This window comes from Ignavibacteriales bacterium (genome assembly GCA_016214905.1).
GTDB lineage: Bacteria > Bacteroidota > Ignavibacteria > UBA10030 > SZUA-254 > PNNN01.
In genome coordinates this window covers 633,165-650,974 of record JACRMQ010000006.1, presented here as the reverse complement: position 1 = coordinate 650,974, position 17,810 = coordinate 633,165, and the positions used below count along the sequence as shown (strand labels likewise).

At 39.5% G+C, this 17,810-nt stretch carries 14 protein-coding genes; 13 read left to right on the top strand and 1 reads right to left on the bottom strand.

Annotation, left to right across the window (positions count from 1 at the left end; genetic code table 11):
- Positions 1 to 189: 189 nt before the first annotated feature.
- Complete coding sequence (locus HZB59_06735) at positions 190 to 1,683, top strand: recombinase family protein (GenBank protein ID MBI5021112.1); 1,494 nt, start codon at positions 190 to 192, stop codon at positions 1,681 to 1,683.
- Here the strand turns inward: HZB59_06735 and HZB59_06730 are convergent.
- Positions 1,655 to 2,713, bottom strand: a complete 1,059-nt coding sequence (locus HZB59_06730) for a YifB family Mg chelatase-like AAA ATPase (protein ID MBI5021111.1) — start codon at positions 2,711 to 2,713, stop codon at positions 1,655 to 1,657. The two genes, HZB59_06735 and HZB59_06730, sit on opposite strands and share 29 nt — an antisense overlap.
- Positions 2,714 to 2,868: 155 nt before the next feature.
- Here HZB59_06730 and HZB59_06725 point away from each other — a divergent pair, with 155 nt between their 5' ends.
- The 12 genes from HZB59_06725 to HZB59_06670 all read left to right on the top strand — a co-directional run bounded on the left by HZB59_06725 (position 2,869) and on the right by HZB59_06670 (position 17,709).
- Positions 2,869 to 5,205 carry a tetratricopeptide repeat protein gene (locus HZB59_06725; protein ID MBI5021110.1) on the top strand — a complete coding sequence of 779 codons (2,337 nt, stop codon included), beginning with the start codon at positions 2,869 to 2,871 and terminating at the stop codon, positions 5,203 to 5,205.
- A gap of 22 nt (positions 5,206 to 5,227) precedes the next feature.
- On the top strand, positions 5,228 to 6,004 hold the full coding sequence (locus HZB59_06720) for a dihydroorotate dehydrogenase electron transfer subunit (protein ID MBI5021109.1): 777 nt from the start codon (positions 5,228 to 5,230) through the stop codon (positions 6,002 to 6,004).
- On the top strand, positions 5,997 to 6,908 hold the full coding sequence (locus HZB59_06715; protein MBI5021108.1) for a dihydroorotate dehydrogenase: 912 nt from the start codon (positions 5,997 to 5,999) through the stop codon (positions 6,906 to 6,908). Before HZB59_06720 ends, HZB59_06715 begins: the two co-directional genes overlap by 8 nt.
- Positions 6,909 to 6,911: 3 nt before the next feature.
- Positions 6,912 to 8,225 (top strand): bifunctional folylpolyglutamate synthase/dihydrofolate synthase, encoded by a 1,314-nt coding sequence (locus HZB59_06710; protein MBI5021107.1) that lies wholly within the window; start codon positions 6,912 to 6,914, stop codon positions 8,223 to 8,225.
- 222 nt (positions 8,226 to 8,447) lie between these two features.
- Positions 8,448 to 9,695: a transcription termination factor Rho gene (rho, locus tag HZB59_06705; protein ID MBI5021106.1), complete on the top strand. Its 1,248-nt coding sequence runs from the start codon at positions 8,448 to 8,450 to the stop codon at positions 9,693 to 9,695.
- Between the two features lie 118 nt (positions 9,696 to 9,813).
- Entirely contained in the window at positions 9,814 to 11,328 is a 1,515-nt protein-coding gene (locus HZB59_06700) for an OmpA family protein (protein MBI5021105.1), read from the top strand.
- 57 nt (positions 11,329 to 11,385) lie between these two features.
- Positions 11,386 to 12,567 (top strand): thiolase family protein, encoded by a 1,182-nt coding sequence (locus HZB59_06695; GenBank protein MBI5021104.1) that lies wholly within the window; start codon positions 11,386 to 11,388, stop codon positions 12,565 to 12,567.
- Positions 12,568 to 12,579: 12 nt separating this feature from the next.
- Positions 12,580 to 13,440 (top strand): 3-hydroxybutyryl-CoA dehydrogenase, encoded by an 861-nt coding sequence (locus tag HZB59_06690; protein ID MBI5021103.1) that lies wholly within the window; start codon positions 12,580 to 12,582, stop codon positions 13,438 to 13,440.
- Between the two features lie 2 nt (positions 13,441 to 13,442).
- On the top strand, positions 13,443 to 14,585 hold the full coding sequence (locus tag HZB59_06685) for an acyl-CoA dehydrogenase (GenBank protein MBI5021102.1): 1,143 nt from the start codon (positions 13,443 to 13,445) through the stop codon (positions 14,583 to 14,585).
- Positions 14,586 to 14,705: 120 nt separating this feature from the next.
- Positions 14,706 to 15,269 carry an outer membrane beta-barrel protein gene (locus HZB59_06680; protein MBI5021101.1) on the top strand — a complete coding sequence of 188 codons (564 nt, stop codon included), beginning with the start codon at positions 14,706 to 14,708 and terminating at the stop codon, positions 15,267 to 15,269.
- Between the two features lie 291 nt (positions 15,270 to 15,560).
- Positions 15,561 to 16,139 (top strand): outer membrane beta-barrel protein, encoded by a 579-nt coding sequence (locus HZB59_06675; GenBank protein MBI5021100.1) that lies wholly within the window; start codon positions 15,561 to 15,563, stop codon positions 16,137 to 16,139.
- A 40-nt stretch (positions 16,140 to 16,179) separates the two neighbouring features.
- Positions 16,180 to 17,709 (top strand): hypothetical protein, encoded by a 1,530-nt coding sequence (locus tag HZB59_06670; GenBank protein ID MBI5021099.1) that lies wholly within the window; start codon positions 16,180 to 16,182, stop codon positions 17,707 to 17,709.
- Positions 17,710 to 17,810 lie beyond the last annotated feature (101 nt).

Sequence of the window (17,810 nt, the reverse complement as noted above, 5' to 3'; positions counted from 1 at the left end):
GTTATAAATATTGGGCAGTTAAAGATAGTTAAAAAATTTATTATCTTATATTTGAACTGCCCATGGTATATCATATATGAATGGATAGTTTTCGGGTGTGAAAGGTAAAGACGAATACAAAAATTATCACTTTTCATTTTATTATGGCAGTCATAATTTATTATCATCAAACCTTACGGAATTTCGTCGATGGAAAACGAGAAACATGTCGGTATTTGGATTAGGGTTTCAACTGAAGATCAGGTGAAGGGCGAAAGCCCTGAACACCATGAAAAGCGTGCTCGATACTATGCTGAGTCAAAAGACTGGATAGTCAAAGATGTGTATCGTCTTGAAGCTGTGAGTGGCAAGTCTGTAATGGAACATCCCGAGACGAAACGAATGCTGGCAGACGTACGGTCTCATAAAATCACAGGGATTATCTTTTCAAAGTTAGCACGATTAGCTCGTAACACAAAAGAACTTTTGGACTTTGCTGATATTTTTCGTGAATGCGATGCTGATTTGGTAAGCTTGCAAGAGTCTATTGATACATCTACGCCTGCGGGACGGTTATTCTATACTATGATAGCTGCGATGGCTCAATGGGAACGCGAAGAAATTGCTGAACGCGTCGCAGCTTCAGTTCCTATACGAGCGAAACTTGGCAAACCTCTTGGTGGAGCGGCTCCATTTGGATACCAGTGGGTAGACAAAAGGCTGGTGATTGATCCGAAAGAAGCTCCCATACGAAAACGAGTCTATGAACTATTCCTTGAACATAGACGTAAAAGAACAGTCGCCCGTCTACTAAACGAATCAGGATATCGTACCCGGAATGGTGGCCAATTCTCAGATACCACGGTGGATCGTCTGTTGCGTGATCCGATAGCCAAGGGGAAACGCCGTATGAACTACACGAGAAGCTTGGGACAGAATAAAAAATGGGTGGTGAAGCCTGAGGATGAGTGGGTACATATTAATATTGAGCCAATTGTGAGTGACGAGGTATGGGGACAGTGTAACCAGATCTTAGGTGAACAACATCAAAGGCAGAATCGACGTCCGGCTGAACACCTTTTTACAGGTATAGTCTTCTGTTCATGTAACAATAAAATGTATGTTCCACACAAATCGTCGAAGTATACTTGCTATAAATGTCACAATAAAATTCCCACATCTGATCTTGAAGTTATATACCATGAACAACTAAAAACATTCTTTTTTTCGAATGAGGAAATTTCAACTTATCTGAATAAGGCTGATGAACTTATCAATGATCGGCAAAACCTATTTGTGTCCATCGAGGAAGAAGCCAAGAAGCTAAAGCATGAAATGGACAAATTGGTCCGACTACACCTTGATGGAGAGATGCCTAAAGAAGGATTCGGGAATCACTACCGGCCGCTGGAAGACAGGCTGAAGCAGATACAGAATCAACTCCCAGAATTGCAGGGTGAGATAGATTACCTAAAGATCCAATATCTATCAAGTGACGAAGTACTTACCGAGGCTAAAGACCTGTATGAGCGATGGCCGACACTTGAATTGGTTGAAAAGAGAAACATCATTGATACAATAACAAAAAGAATAACTGTTGGAAGTGACGAGGTTTCAATCAATCTGTCTTACATGCCTTCATCGGCAGAAATGACAGCAGGAATGCAATACAACCTCAGGGATTCATGGCACAAACCATCATAAAGTTTGCGGGGTAGTCGATTGACATTTTAGAGCGATTGATGGTTACATGTCCGTCTTCCAATGGTTGCCTTAAAACTTCGAGAACATTACGGGCGAATTCAGGGAGTTCATCTAAGAATAAAACTCCATGATGTGAAAGCGAAATCTCTCCCGGTCGTGGGATTGTCCCACCACCAACGAGCGCGCTATCAGAAATTGTATGATGAGGTGAGCGGAATGGTCGGGTTGAGATTAACGCCGTATCGGGTGGAAGTAATCCTGCTACCGAATGAATTTTTGTGGTCTCAATCGCCTCATCGAATGTGAGTGGAGGAAGAATAGTTGGTAATCGTTTTGCCAACATTGTTTTCCCGGAACCGGGTGGACCGATCATGATGATATTATGTCCGCCTGCTGCAGCAACCTCGAGTGCACGCTTAACATTTTCCTGTCCCTTCACGTCAGAGAAATCAGTCGGATATTTTTGTTCTGCCGTGAAGATTTCTTTGATATCAACATGGAATGGTTTTAGTAATTTGTATTCACCGTTTAAGAAAGAAACTGTTTCAACAAGCGAATCCATCGGGTACACTTCTAACCCCTCAACCATCGCCGCTTCTTTGGCATTTTCTCTGGGTACTATCATACCGCGGATATTGTTTCTCTTCACTTCGACTGCAATAGGCAATGTGCCATGGATAGGGCGGAGCGTACCGTCGAGTGCTAATTCACCGAGTAGAACAAATTCATTTAAAAGATTTAATGTAACCTGATTGGTAGCGGCAAGGATTCCGATAGCCATCGGTAAATCAAATCCTACACCTTCTTTTCGAATGTCTGCAGGAGCAAGATTTACTGTAATGCGTTGACCGGGCCATTTGAATCCCGTTGTTTTAATCGATGCGAAAACTCGGTCGCGGCTCTCTTTTATCGCATTATCAGGCAAACCTACCACATTAAATACATGTGAAGCCGGTGAAATATGCGTTTCGACCTGAACTACTTGAGCTTTGATTCCCAGAGTTGAACCGCTAAGGCATTGTGAGAACATTCCCATATATGTCTCCCATACTTTTTTTGTCGAAAAATAATGAAGTGTCCAGTAAAATGCAAATTAGGAAAATAATTACCGTTGCTTTTGCATTTATTTTTACGTATTATTCTAATGTTGTGATAAAGATTAGATGTTCTGATAAGGAAAGATACTTGCCAAAAAAAGACGTTTTCTTGAAGATTGTAATACTCTTCTCCGCTCTTCATATTTTCTCAAGTTGTACATTCTATGAAAATGTGACCGGGTATTTTAATACCTACTACAATGCGAAAAAGAATTTCGATGACGCAATCACTGAGATAGAAAAAAATCCTCAAAAGGGACGAGATACGAATTACTTCGCTGTTTACACAATCCCTAAAAGCGCTTCAGATAAATTGGATAAGGTTATTGAGAAGAGTTCAAAGTTGATTCAATTGTACCCTCAATGCAGTTGGATAGATGATGCACTTTTGATGATAGGAAAATCGTATGTTTATAAAGGAGAAAGTGAATCAGCAATAAGGAAATTCAAAGAACTACTCGATAATTTTCCTGATAGCGATCTTTGTGGCGAGGCAAAAATGCTTTTAGCAGTTTCGGAATATCAATCGAAACACGATGATGAGGGGTTGCGGATTGCAAAAGAAGTTTTCACTGAATCTGAAATTACGGGGGAGAACGACAGATTAATACAAGCTTCTATGCTACAAGGGCGAATTTATTTTGAACGTGAAGATTACAACTCAGCCGTCGAAATATTAGATAAAGCCTCAACATACTCCGGAGATAACGCCTTGCTGGCTGAGGTACAATTCCAACGAGGAGTTTCATATGAACGGTTAGGTAATCAATCAAAATCTGCAGAAGCATACGGAGGTGTAGCTTCTCATGGATCATCATTTTCAAAAGTGTTTCAGGCACGGTTGCGACAGGGTGCCATGCTTGCGCGGGAACATCGATTCGAGGAAGCGTTCGATGTATTCTCTGACCTGCAGGGGGAAGCGCTCAAACCTGATGAACGGGCTTTAGTCGAACTCGGTATCGGTAATACGTATAAAATAAAAGGCGATACATTATCTGCTTTCGAAATATATGAGAGGATTGATACATTATACAAACGAACAGATGCCGCGGCTAAAAGTTTTTATGAGAGAGGTTTGACATTTGAAAAAGAGTATCCTGATTACAAGCGTGCCGCGGTTTATTATGAAAAGGCGAAATCGGAATTTACCGCATCTGAAATTACACCACTTGCTACAAAAAGATATCTTGCATTATCTAATTATTTTAAACTTACAAATAGTTTGATCCGTTATGATAGTTTGATTGAACTGAAAGCACATCTGGATACATCAGCTATTGAAACGGATTCGTTAGCTCTTACAGATTCCATAGAAAATAAAACTATCGGAAACGCTCCTGAACATGTTAATGACAACAAACTATTGACGCCTCAAGATAATCAAAATATAACTGACATTTCTGATGCAGAATCCTACGATAATCTTGAAGATAATTTAGAACCACTTGCTGAAGAGCAATCGTTGCAATCTGCGTTATTTTCTAGACGTGAGTCGGGAATCGCCTCTCGGGATTATAGACAAGATAGAATGGGGGATAGAATAGCCGGACAATTAAGACCTGGAGAAGCTGCAGATTCAAATGCAGTTAAATTGTCTCAAAAGGATGCATTGAAAGCACCAGCCTCTGATCCTTTATTGAAAGTTTCGATCGATTCGCTTAATAAATTAATCGGACAGACAAAATTTGAATTAGGTGCTCATTTCTATCTTGAAATGGATCTCCCTGACTCAGCCCTTATTTTTTACTGGGATGTTGTAGATAATTATAGCTCCGAGCAGTTCGCTCCGAGGGCATGTTACGCTATGGTAGAAATATATAATGAGGAATCCGACAGCATCATGGCAGACTCAGTTAAAAATATTTTATTCACGCAATATGAAAATTCTGAGTATACTTCTGCGCTAAAAAAATCTATTGGACAAGAAGTAACGATATCTGTTGATCCGATCGATTCTATTTTCACATCGGCATATCAAATCGCGATGGAGGGTAAGCTTGATACAGCAATGAAAATATTCGACCAACTCGCCATCAATTATCCAACATCACCATTCGCTTCAAAATCATTGTTCACCATAGCGTGGTTATTAGAAAACGATTCAAAAAACGATAGCGCAACATTTTGGTATAAAAAATTAATAAAAGAATATCCAACTTCGGTTTATGCCGTTGAAGCTAAACCCAAAGTTTCCATCAAAGATGATCCTAAAAGTGCGGATCAATTAATCAAGATAAAAGAAATACCATCTCTTGGAAAAACCGCAGTACCTAAAAAAGAGACAACTAAGACCGCCGATCAAGATAAAAAGCCGCAAGTATTACAGCCGATTCCTCTAGAGGAAGATCCCGAAGAAGATACTCCACCCGATGAAGAAGAGGAAGAAGAACCACCACCCGATGATGATGAAGGTGGGGGCATCTAAGAAAAAAATCAACAACTCTTGAATGAAGCAGATTTTTGCAAAAATAGTCAACTTAGCGAATTTAGGGAATTCAATATACAGATTAACGTTTGAAGCCCCGGAGATCGCCAATACCGTTGCTCCGGGACAGTTTATAAATATCCGGATTTCTGATGATAGTTATCCATTATTAAGACGTCCTTTTAGCGTCTACAATAAAGTCGGTGATAAATTACAAATTCTTTTTAATGCTGTTGGAAGAGGAACTGCCATTATCTCCAAAAGAAAAGAAGGAGACAGTCTCGACATTATTGGTCCGTTAGGGAATTCATTCTCCTTAACAGGAGATTTCGAAAACACACTACTTGTTGGTGGAGGTATGGGTGTGGCATCGTTGCCTTTATTGTATTCAGAAATTCAGGTCAACAAAATACCTGTTACAATATTTGTGGGTGCAAGGAATAAAGAAAGTCTGATTCTCGATTACTTACAAAATGTCAGTTGTGCAACAGATGATGGAAGCGATGGTTATAAAGGGAATGTTGTTTCTCTGGTTGAACAATATCTAAATAAAAATGATATTATAAAACCGAAAATATTTGCCTGTGGTCCTCCTCCAATGCTTCGGGCAATATCTAAACTTGCCGATAAATACAACATCTTGTGCGAAGTTTCAATTGAGAGCGCTATGGCTTGTGGAATCGGAATCTGCCAAGGGTGTCCGGTTGAGCGTATCGGTACCACAAACAAATATTCTCTGGTGTGCAAGGATGGTCCAATCTTCGAAAGCAATACTATCAATTATGTTTTACATGGTTGATACTACTGTAAATATCGGATCGTTGAAATTAAAAAATCCTGTCGTTGTTGCATCCGGAACTTTCGGTTACGGAGATGAAGTCTTGGATCTGGTCAATGTTTCATTGCTGGGCGGAATTGTTACAAAATCTTTAACCCTTAAACCTCGAGATGGAAATCCTCCTCCACGAATTGTTGAAACCGCAAGCGGCATGTTGAATTCAATCGGACTTGCTAATATCGGAGTGAAAAAATTTATTGAAGATAAAATTCATCTGTTGAGGAAATTAGACACTTCAATCATAGTCAATATTGCCGGTAACACGATTGAAGAGTATGAAGAACTTATAATCTTATTAGAAGATCATGCTGGGATTGATGCGTATGAAATAAATGTCTCTTGCCCTAATGTAAAAGAGGGCGGACTTGCCTTCGGGACCAAATGTGATACAACTGCAGAAATCACACGACGCGTTCGAAAGCTAACTAAGAAACCGATAATCGTTAAGCTTACCCCAAACGTAACCAGAATAGCTGAATTTGCTGTAGCAGTGGAGGGGGAAGGTGCCGACGCGGTTTCCGTGATAAACACTTTGGTCGGACTTACAGTAGATGTGAAAACTCAAAAACCGAAACTTTCAACCGTCACCGGAGGATTGTCGGGACCTGCGATTAAACCTGTGGCTCTGGCAAAAGTTTATGAAGTTTATAAATCTGTCAAAATTCCGATTATTGGATTGGGAGGAATAATGAATTGGTCGGATGCTGTAGAGTTCATGCTGGTAGGAGCGAGGGCCGTTCAAGTTGGAACAGCTAATTTCATCGATCCCGCGGTAGGATTGAAAATTGCTGATGGGATTGAACAATATTGTGCCGATCGAAAACTGGCACAGGTTGTTGATTTGGTTGGCGCTCTGAAAATTTGATTGATGGGCAAGATAACAACATCCGCCAGGTATGATCGAACAATAAAATTCTTATTCGATCTCGAATTCTTCGGTATAAAACTCGGTTTAAAAAATATAAATTCACTTCTTGACTATTGCGGCAATCCTGAAAACAATTTTCCATCTGTACATATTGCCGGCACAAACGGCAAAGGATCGACCGCAGCAATGATCGCATCTGTGCTGACTGCATCCGGTTACAAAACAGGATTATATACATCTCCTCATCTTGTTGATTTTGCGGAACGAATCAGGATTGATGGGAGGAAAATATCGTGGGATGATATTATTGCTTACGCGAATTATTTTAAATCAAAAATAATAAAACAAAAAGCGACTTTCTTCGAGGCAACAACGGCAATTGCCTTCAAATATTTCGCTGAGCAAAAAATAGATATAGCAGTTGTAGAAACCGGGCTTGGTGGTAGGTGGGATGCAACAAATGTTTTATCACCGCTTGTCAGTGTCATCACCAATATTAATATTGAGCATGAGCAATATCTTGGGAAAACATATTCAAGCGTAGCACGAGAAAAGGGAGGCATTATAAAACCGTATATCCCATCTTTTACAGCGACTAAAAATCCAGAGGCGTTAAAAAAACTCAGGTCAATTGCGAAATCAAACCAATCAAAGCTATACCATATAGATGAAAACTCAAAAGCAGTTTTAATATCTAATTCATTAACTGGTATAAAGACTGATATCTATACCAGCGACAATATATATCCGGAATTAAAAATCTCACTTGTGGGAGTTCATCAACTGATCAATTCACGACTTTCTATTCTTGTTTTGGAATATTTAAAAAAATCAGGGAATTTTAGATTAATTACAAAAAATAGTATTTATAATGGTTTCGAATTCATAAAAAAATATACCGGTTTATTCGGGAGAATGGATATGATCTCCATATCTCCGCTAATAATCGGAGATGTTGCACACAATCCGGATGCAGTAAAAAAGCTGGTGGAATCAATAAGAAAATTAATCCACGGAAAAGTTGTTTTACTATTCGGCGTAATGAAAGATAAAAGGTTCACTGAGATGATAGAATATTTGCAGCCAATCACAAGAGTTGCTGTTGCAGTTCAACCCAAGGGTCTGCGTTCTTTAGATAAATCAATTCTCATCGATTGTTTCAACAAACTTGGTATTCCGGCAGTTAAAGGCAAAACGTGTGAAGAAGGGCTTCGACTTGGATTAGTTGAAAAACGTGAAAATGAGCCAATTTTAATAACCGGTTCGCATTATGTTCTATCAGAAATTTTACAGAATATCAATAAATTCATCTAAAAAAACTTGCTTTTTTTAAGAAAAGCATATATATTTAAAAAGCTTATAGAGGAAGCTCCTAATTTTTATTTCTAACAATAGATAATCCACCATTTAACATATCAATTTTTCTTCTCCTCATAATGCATTAGTTCGAAACGGATATTTAATCATCGTACGGATAAATGAGGGTAATTCATTCAACATAATATATTTTTCATAAGGATGTAAAACACCATGCCAATGGATATTGGAGAGCTCAAGTCAAAAAAGATTGCTGAGTTAACAACGATCGCAAAAGAGTTGAATATCACCGGTTACGCAGACATGCGGAAACAGGAATTGATATTCAAAATTCTTGAAGCTCAAACAGAAAAAGACGGTCTCACTTTTAGTAAAGGTGTTCTGGAGACTTTACCCGATGGGTATGGATTTCTCAGGTCGGTTGATTATAATTATTTGCCGTCCCCAGACGATATATACGTATCGCCATCTCAAATTAAAAAATTTAATTTGCGAACCGGAGATACTGTAAGCGGCCAGGTTCGTCCCCCTAAAGAAGGGGAGAGATTTTTTGCGCTGTTGCGGGTTGAAGCAGTCAACGATGAAAATCCTGATATGGTGCGGGATCGGGTGTTATTCGATAACTTAACGCCTTTATATCCCAACAATCGGTTAAAGCTCGAGACTGCTCCGGGTGAGTACGCAATGCGTGTAATGGATCTTTTATCACCGCTGGGTAAAGGTCAGCGAGGTATGATTGTATCTCCACCCAAAGCCGGTAAAACAATTTTGCTTCAGAAAATCGCGAACAGTATTCTCAGAAATCATCCAGAAGTTTATTTGATTGTTTTACTGATCGATGAGCGTCCCGAAGAAGTTACCGATATGGAAAGATCGGTCAACGCTGAAGTAATCAGCTCGACATTCGATGAACCACCAGAACGCCACGTTCAAGTTGCCGATATGGTGCACGAGAAAGCCAAGCGATTAGTGGAAGCGAAAAAAGATGTTGTGATCTTGCTGGATAGCATAACACGGTTGGCTCGCGCACATAACACTGTTGTCCCGCATTCCGGAAAGATATTATCCGGAGGTGTTGATGCGAATGCGCTTCATCGTCCGAAACGGTTTTTTGGCGCTGCGCGTAATGTAGAAGAAGGCGGTTCACTCACAATCATTGCAACTGCTCTTATCGAAACCGGAAGCAGAATGGACGAAGTTATATTCGAAGAATTCAAAGGTACCGGTAATATGGAAATTATTCTCGATCGTAAATTAAGTGATAAGAGAATATTCCCGGCGATGGACGTTAATCGCTCTGGAACAAGGAAAGAAGAGCTCCTCTTCGAATCGGATGAATTGAACAGAGTTTGGATACTACGGAAATTATTAAGCGATTTTTCAACTGTTGAAGCGATGGAATTCCTTATAGATAAAATACGAGGAACAAAATCGAACAAAGAGTTTTTACGCTCGATGAACAGCTGATGAAACGATTTTTCCGAATATCTCAGATTTAATATGAATATCCGGTCAAAATGCTTGACTTTATCAAGAGCAAACATTAAATTGGGCAAACAACTGATATCATAACGGTCGAATGCGTATGCCGAAAAATATAGCTAAAATAATAGTCTTATTATTCCTGTTGACACCAATTGTGAATTCTCAGGATCTGGAGAGTGCTTATGGTGTTGGAACTTCTTTCGGCTTAACTGTTCCCCGAACAGATATCAAAGGCGCAGTTGAATCTCCGATCGGTCGGGCTTTTGTGAGATATTTTCCTTCCCCGGCTGTTGGAATTGAATTTGGGGCGGGAATTGGCGCTCTAGAAGCAAAAAAAGATACACAATTCTTCACTTCAACAATATATCCTTTCGATGTCAGATTTATTTTCCAACCGGTTAAAATTAAATCGGTAACTCCATACTTTTATGCAGGTGCCGGACTTTTATCTTTTAATCCAAAGGATTCAACCGGCAAAAAATTACCTCGTAATGCCAGAGGTGATTACAAATTGCTGACATCTTTTTATCCTCTTGGAGGTGGAGCGACTGTTAATTTATCAAAAAGTACTACAATTGGTCTGGCAGCGACTTATAACATTACATCAACAAAATTTTTAGAAGATATCAAAACGAACGTTCGAGATGCGTATTGGAGTTTCACTATCGAACTATTCGCATTTCTTAAAGAACAGAATCCTGATTTGGATGGCGATGGATTACTGAACGATGAAGAAAAACAATTAGGAACCGATCCGCTTAATCCCGATACAGACGGCGATGGTCTAAAAGATGGCGAAGAAGTTCATACATATAAGACAGATCCGTTAAATCCCGATACCGATGGTGATGGATGTAAGGATGGCGAAGAAGTGCTTACATATCAAACAAATCCATTAAATCCTGATACCGATGGTGAAGGATTGACAGATTGCGATGAATTGAAGACACACAAGACAGATCCGCTAAAACCTGATACCGACGGTGACGGCTGCTCAGATGCTGATGAGGTGCTAAAGTACAAAACAAATCCATTGAAGCTGGATACCGATGGTGAAGGATTGACCGATTGTGATGAAATAATGACGCACAAAACCAATCCGTTGAAACCTGATACCGATGAAGACGGATTGACTGATGGTGATGAAGTGTTGAAGCATAAAACACTTCCATTAAAACCTGATACTGATGATGGTGGAATGCCGGATGGAAAAGAAATTCAACTCGGTCTGAATCCCTTAGATCCGTCCGATGATGTTCCAACAATTAAAATCGGTGAACGCATTATTTTAGAAGGCGTAAATTTTGAAACAGCAAAAACGACTTTGCTGCCTGAAGCGCGACAAATTCTTGACCAAGTTGCCGTTAGTTTATATTCAAATATTGCGATAGAAGTTGCAATTCACGGTCATACCGATAATGTTGGCGGAGCTAAATATAACATGAATCTTTCATCGGGCAGAGCCGAATCTGTTAAAGCGTACCTTGTCAGTAAAGGAATCGATGCAAAACGGATAACGACAAAAGGTTACGGCTTTACAAAACCGATTGCCGATAATACTACCGCCGACGGACGAGCGAAAAACAGAAGAATAGAATTCGTTCGGGTTAAATAAAATCCGATAGATCTAAAAAATTAAATCACTGATTATTAACTCGTTAGTTTAATTAATATGAGTAAAGAAGTTATTATTGCGAGCGCCTGCCGAACTCCGATTGGATCGTTCGGCGGTTCATTAAGTTCCTTTCCCGCAACAAGATTAGGTGCCTATGTCATCCAAGAAGCTGTTAAAAGAGCAAACATCAAATCTGAGCAAGTTGATGAAGTGATAATGGGTTGTGTACTTCCGAGTGGAATGGGTCAAGCCCCGGCTCGTCAAGCCGCGATTTACGCGGGATTACCCACATCGGTTGAGTGCATGACGATAAATAAAGTCTGCGGCTCAGGTTTGAAATCGGTTATGCTTGCTTCACAAGCTATTGCTCTTGGCGATGCTGAGATAGTTGTTGCAGGTGGAATGGAAAGTATGTCAAATGTTCCTTACACTCTCGAAAAAGCGCGAAATGGTTACCGGATGGGTCACGGACAAATTACCGATCTGATGATTAAAGACGGTTTGTGGGATCCTTATAAAGATTTTCACATGGGGAATGCCGGTGAGCTTTGTGCAAAGGAATGCAACCTCTCAAGAAAGGCGCAAGATGATTTTGCAGTTCAAAGTTATCAACGGGCATTGGAAGCGCAAAAGAACGGATCGTTCAAAGAAGAAATAATTCCAATAACGATTCCGCAAAAAGGCGCAGAGCCATTAATCATAAGTGATGATGAGGAACCGAAAAAAGTTAAGTTCGATAAAATAACGACTTTGAAACCGGCATTTGTTCAAGACGGAACAATCACGGCAGCAAATGCTTCTAAGATCAACGATGGAGCAGCAGCATTAGTCATCATGTCTAAAGAAAAAGCAACTCAACTCGGAGTAAAACCGCTCGCACGAATCATTGCATCCAGTTCTGCCGCAAAACAACCTGAGTGGTTCACAACAGCTCCTGCCGATGCTATAGCGAAAGTGCTAAAGAAAGCTAATTTGACAAAAGAGCAAATTGATTTATTTGAAATCAATGAAGCATTCGCTGTCGTAACGCTCGTGGTTAATCAAATTCTGGGTTTAGATAACAACAAAGTGAATGTCAACGGCGGAGCGGTGGCGTTAGGTCATCCGATTGGAGCAAGCGGCTCTCGTATATTAGTTACTTTGCTTCACGCTCTTAAACAACGAAATTTAAAACGGGGAATAGCATCTTTGTGCATCGGCGGTGGAGAGGCGAGCGCGATGATTGTTGAACTTTATTAAGGAAGGTTTATTATGGAAATAAAAAATGTTACAGTGATCGGTGCGGGAACAATGGGTAACGGAATCGCCCACGTATTCGCCCAGTATGGATTTAACGTTACGTTGAATGATATCAGTCAACAATATCTTGACCATGCGATAAAAACTATCACCGACAATCTTGATCGCCAGATTAAAAAAGAAATCATTACCGAGGATAAGAAGAAAGAAACATTAGGAAATATCCGAACTTCACTTGTCTTGGAAGAAAGTGTTAAGAATGCAGATTTAGTTATTGAAGCGGCAATTGAAGATCGTGGGATTAAAACAAAAATATTTCAAACGATCGATGTGGCAGCACCAGCGAACGCGATTCTCGCTACGAACACGTCGTCAATTTCAATCACTGAGATCGCCGGAAAAGTAAAACGTCCCGATAAGGTAATCGGCATGCACTTCATGAATCCGGTACCGATGATGAAACTTGTTGAAATAATTCGCGGCCTCGCAACTTCAAATGAAACATTGGAAACAGTCGTTGCGATTTCAAAAAAGCTTGAGAAAGTGCCGGTAGAGGTGAATGATTACCCGGGTTTCATAGCAAACCGAATTTTAATGCCGATGATAAATGAGGCGGTCTATTGCGTTATGGAAGGAGTTGCAACACCCGAGGCAGTTGATACGATAATGAAATTGGGTATGAACCACCCCATGGGTCCGCTTACACTTGCTGATTTTATCGGATTAGATGTTTGCCTTTCCATCATGAATGTCCTTCATGAAGGATTAGGAGATTCAAAATACCGACCATCTCCATTATTAAAAAAGATGGTTGCGGCAGGACATTTAGGAAGAAAAACCGGTCAAGGATTTTATAAATACGAAGGAAAGTAAGAATGCAATTCAATTTCAATGAAACACAATTAATGATAAAAGATACCGCGCGTAAATTTGCCGAGGATGAGTTAGTGGCTTCTGCTATTGAGAGAGATGAAAAAGAAAAATTTCCGCACGAGATCGTCAAGAAATTAGGCGAGTTAGGTTTTATGGGGATGATGGTCCCGGAACAGTATGGCGGTGCGGGGCTGGATGCGGTAAGTTACGTACTTGCCATGGAAGAAATTTCCAGGATCGATGCTTCTTGCGGTGTAATCATGTCTGTTAATAATTCGCTTGTAACTTACGGATTAAATGAATGGGGGAGTGAAGAGCAAAAGCAAAAATATCTTATCCCGCTCGCTAGTGGAAAATTGCTTGGTGCGTTCGCGTTATCCGAACCTGAAGCCGGAAGCGATGCATCAAATCAAAAAACGATGGCGGAGAGATCAGGTGATTATTACATATTAAACGGAACAAAGAATTTTATTACAAATGGATCTACAGCAGATGTAATATTGGTTATGGCAACAACCGATAAAACAAAAGGCGCCCATGGTGTTAGCACTTTTATTGTTGAAAAAGGAACGCCGGGTTTTTCCGTGGCGAAGAAAGAAAAGAAATTAGGAATACGAAGTTCCGATACTGTTTCGTTATCATTTCAAGATTGTAAAGTGCCGGTTGCAAACCGCATAGGTGAAGAAGGATTCGGATTTAAATTTGCGATGAAGACGCTTGATGGCGGTAGAATAGGAATCGCCTCTCAAGCTCTCGGTATCGCACAGGCATCGTTAGATGCCTCTGTTGCATACGCAAAACAAAGAAAAGCATTTGGTAAATATATTGCAGAATTTCAGGCGATACAATTTAAGATAGCCGATATGGCAACACGAATTGAAGCAGCGCGGTTATTAACGCTAAAAGCTGCCGCATTAAAAGATGCTCATGAACCGTTCGGTAATATGTCGGCAATGGCAAAATTGTACGCATCAAAAGTTGCGGTCGATGCCGCTCTCGATGCAATCCAAATTCATGGTGGATATGGATACTGCCAGGAATATAATGTTGAGCGGTATTTGCGTGATGCGAAAATAACCGAAATTTATGAAGGTACTTCAGAGGTTCAAAGAATTGTTATATCAAGAAATCTGTTAAAAGATTAAAAATTCACTAATTATTATTCTCAGTGGAACTCTTGACTTGACAAATAGTGTTGTTTTTCTTATAATTGCAAGTCAGTTATTTAACATAATTAACAATCATAAACATAACAGGAGTTATAAATGAAAAAATTAGTTTCCGTTTTAATGTTGATTTTAGTAGTGACCGGAATCGGTTTCGCTCAGGAAGGTCAAATGAAAGCAGGCGTTGGTCTTGAGCTTGCACTTCCCATGGGTACCTTCGGTGATTTTGCTGGTACGGGTATTGGTGGAACTGCCAACTTCTTATATCAGTTAAATAACCAGATCTCCCTTTCCGGTACGGCTGGCTATATTAGCTGGGGTGGAAAGGATTTTGGAGTTTTTAGTTATTCATATTCAGCTATTCCAATTCTTGTTGGTGGAAGATATTATTTCACTGAAGGTGACGGACGTGTTTATGGAAGCGCTGAAATTGGAATGTATATGTTTAGCTGGACTTTCGAATCACCTACATATACTGTAGGACCATATTCATTTGGTGGTGAGGTCTCTGAAACCAGTAGCGAATTCACAATTGCACCCGGAATTGGCTATGAAATGAAGATTGGCGATAACATGAATTTAGATTTAGCCGCCAAATATCTTGTAATTTCTGATATGAGCAATTTCAATATTCGCGCTGGAGTTAATTTTGTAATCAATTAATCATCTCAGTTTTTAGTCAAACTAGTTGATAAAGGCGTTCTGTTTCAGAACGCCTTTTTTTATTCCAATTTTGCTGATTATTGAGAAAAACGCACAAAAATCAAAATATTTGATCAAGATTGCAAAAAATATCGACCTATTGAAAAATAAGGAGATAACCCGCTTAGGTTAAACAATAAAATAAAACTTGACAAATTCCTTTTTTTTTGGTATACTTTACGCGGTTATTGGTTGTAATTTTTAAAATTATTTTTTGATAATTGATACTAATAAAATATTAACAAGGCATCTATGAAAAAAAATATCATTATTCTAACATTTTTAATAATATTCGGCTCGATCAATTTATTTAGCCAAAACATTTTTTTTAAATTTGATGGAGGAATTGCTCTGCCGATGGGTAAGATGAGCGATTCTATAAAAATGGGATTTGGCGGATTGGTGACCTGCGGATACGATTTCGACCAAAATGTCGCAATTACTTTAACGTCGGGATATCTCTATTTTCCGGGGAAAGAAATTACCTCAACGGTAGCGGTTAACACAACAAAATTTGAAATTATACCGATCTTGGTAGGCACTAAGTACTCTGCGCAAATGGACGATCAGATAAGCATATACGGTAAATTTGATATAGGCGTCTTCGTAATGAGTTCAACGATTACCTCAAAAATTATCGCATTGGATTATAAAGAAGGAAGTGCCACTAACACAGAAACAAAATTCGGAATAATTCCATCGTTGGGTGCCGAATATAAGATCGATGATAAAATGGCAATAGATTGTAATATTTCATTCAATTATTTAGCAACTGAAGATAAACCGACTGAGTGGCTCGGAATATTTGCAGGAATTAAATATACGTTATAAAAATTAAATCACTAAATATTCACAAATATTAGAGGGTATTATGAAGAAGTTTGTTATTGCAATAATTTTGGTGGTCATGGTAGTTAGCTTAGCTTTCTCCCAGGCAAAGCCGGGTGGAATTGCTCGCCAGGCAAGTATGGGCGGATCACAGGCAGGTTATGGATTAGTATTAAATCCATTTATCATGAATGATCCTGCGTTAATTTTTGTCAATCCGGCATATCAAGCAGATTACAAAGATTATCTCTGGATGAACATCTCCGGCGGTAGGTTGTACAGCAGCTCGAGTTCAGATAACGGATACGGGCAGCAGAACGCCGGTGTTTCATTTGGCGTTACTGATAATTTAACAGTTGGAACAATCCTGAGTTATGATCCTACCACAATCAATTCAATCAATCAAACATTAGAACCTCCATTCATGCAACGTTACGCGAATGACATCCCTTACGTCAATAATGTTTGGGAAGTGCTTGCAGCGTACAAAATGAGCAACTTGACACTTGGATTTGGTTTCATGTATGGCTGGTCTAATTATGATTATAATTATGATGATAAATATACATGGACTCTTTTATATCCACTACGCCGCGATACGAGTACAACTTATACTGGAGAAGGAGAAGGTTCCTCGAGCATGATGGGTCTCAGAGCAGGCGCGATTCTTGATCTAGGTAATGGTTCGTCAGTTGATTTCAGTGGTGCTGTCAGATTCAACAGTGCGACTGATATTGCAAAATCCTCACCGGCAGATACTGGGTATAACATGTGGTATCGTGACAATGGTGAATATTCTGTTTCAGCTACAGAATTGCAATTGGCGGCACGCGGTAAATTCAAAATCAACAATAAATTTAATTTTGTCCCTTATGCGATGTTTGCTACAGTTAGTGGAGAACCAAAAGAAGATAAAGCGGTAATGAAAACTTCATCCGAAACGCGATTCTTAAATGCATTTCCGAGAACATTTTCAATGGAAGAATCCGGAACAGCATTTGCATTCGGTCTTGGCGGTGAATACAAAACCCAATCGTTTTATTTTGCCGGCGGTGTTAGTTTCCAATCAGGTAGCGTTGAAATGAAAATGGATACAACCGGAAGTTACATAGACTATTATTATTTTCCCGCAGACACGGTCACCCGAAGTTTCTCAGGGACTGAAACTTATACTTACACTGCTCTGCCGGTAATTAATCTCGGTGCCGAATGGTGGGCAACAGATTGGCTTGCATGCAGATTGGGATATCAACGAGCTATCGGTAGCGTCAAACATGAATTTGAAGCTAAATGGACCAGGACCGATCGACAGGGAACTTCTTTAACGCAATCAGAAACATATAAATATGAAAATAATCAATCCATTGCTCACAGCATGATGTTAGTTGGCGGTCTAAATCCGTCAACATTCGATGGTTTAGTCACAATGGGTGTTGGATTTAAATTTGGCGGATTCTCACTCGACGCAACGGTGAGTGAAGAAGCACTCCGTCGTGGTCTCGGATTATTCGGTTCAAACGATAATTTAAATACGTTTGGATTTATGACAGCAAGTTATAATTTTGCCGAGTAATTTTTAAGTCATAAACTTATTAAAAGGCGACCGATTATCTTCGGTCGCCTTTTTTATTGAATTAATATCAAGTGAAAATCTATTTTCATTCAATTCATATT

Bases quoted from the DNA above. Each gene is read 5' to 3' on its own strand.
- rho (MBI5021106.1), top strand. From the start codon at position 8,448: ATGGATATTGGAGAGCTCAAGTCAAAAAAGATTGCTGAGTTAACAACG.
- HZB59_06710 (MBI5021107.1), top strand. From the start codon at position 6,912: ATGGGCAAGATAACAACATCCGCCAGGTATGATCGAACAATAAAATTC.
- HZB59_06715 (MBI5021108.1), top strand. From the start codon at position 5,997: ATGGTTGATACTACTGTAAATATCGGATCGTTGAAATTAAAAAATCCT.
- HZB59_06680 (MBI5021101.1), top strand. From the start codon at position 14,706: ATGAAAAAATTAGTTTCCGTTTTAATGTTGATTTTAGTAGTGACCGGA.
- HZB59_06700 (MBI5021105.1), top strand. From the start codon at position 9,814: ATGCCGAAAAATATAGCTAAAATAATAGTCTTATTATTCCTGTTGACA.
- HZB59_06695 (MBI5021104.1), top strand. From the start codon at position 11,386: ATGAGTAAAGAAGTTATTATTGCGAGCGCCTGCCGAACTCCGATTGGA.
- HZB59_06685 (MBI5021102.1), top strand. From the start codon at position 13,443: ATGCAATTCAATTTCAATGAAACACAATTAATGATAAAAGATACCGCG.
- HZB59_06730 (MBI5021111.1), bottom strand. From the start codon at position 2,713: ATGTTCTCACAATGCCTTAGCGGTTCAACTCTGGGAATCAAAGCTCAA.
- HZB59_06690 (MBI5021103.1), top strand. From the start codon at position 12,580: ATGGAAATAAAAAATGTTACAGTGATCGGTGCGGGAACAATGGGTAAC.
- HZB59_06720 (MBI5021109.1), top strand. From the start codon at position 5,228: ATGAAGCAGATTTTTGCAAAAATAGTCAACTTAGCGAATTTAGGGAAT.
- HZB59_06670 (MBI5021099.1), top strand. From the start codon at position 16,180: ATGAAGAAGTTTGTTATTGCAATAATTTTGGTGGTCATGGTAGTTAGC.
- HZB59_06675 (MBI5021100.1), top strand. From the start codon at position 15,561: ATGAAAAAAAATATCATTATTCTAACATTTTTAATAATATTCGGCTCG.
- HZB59_06735 (MBI5021112.1), top strand. From the start codon at position 190: ATGGAAAACGAGAAACATGTCGGTATTTGGATTAGGGTTTCAACTGAA.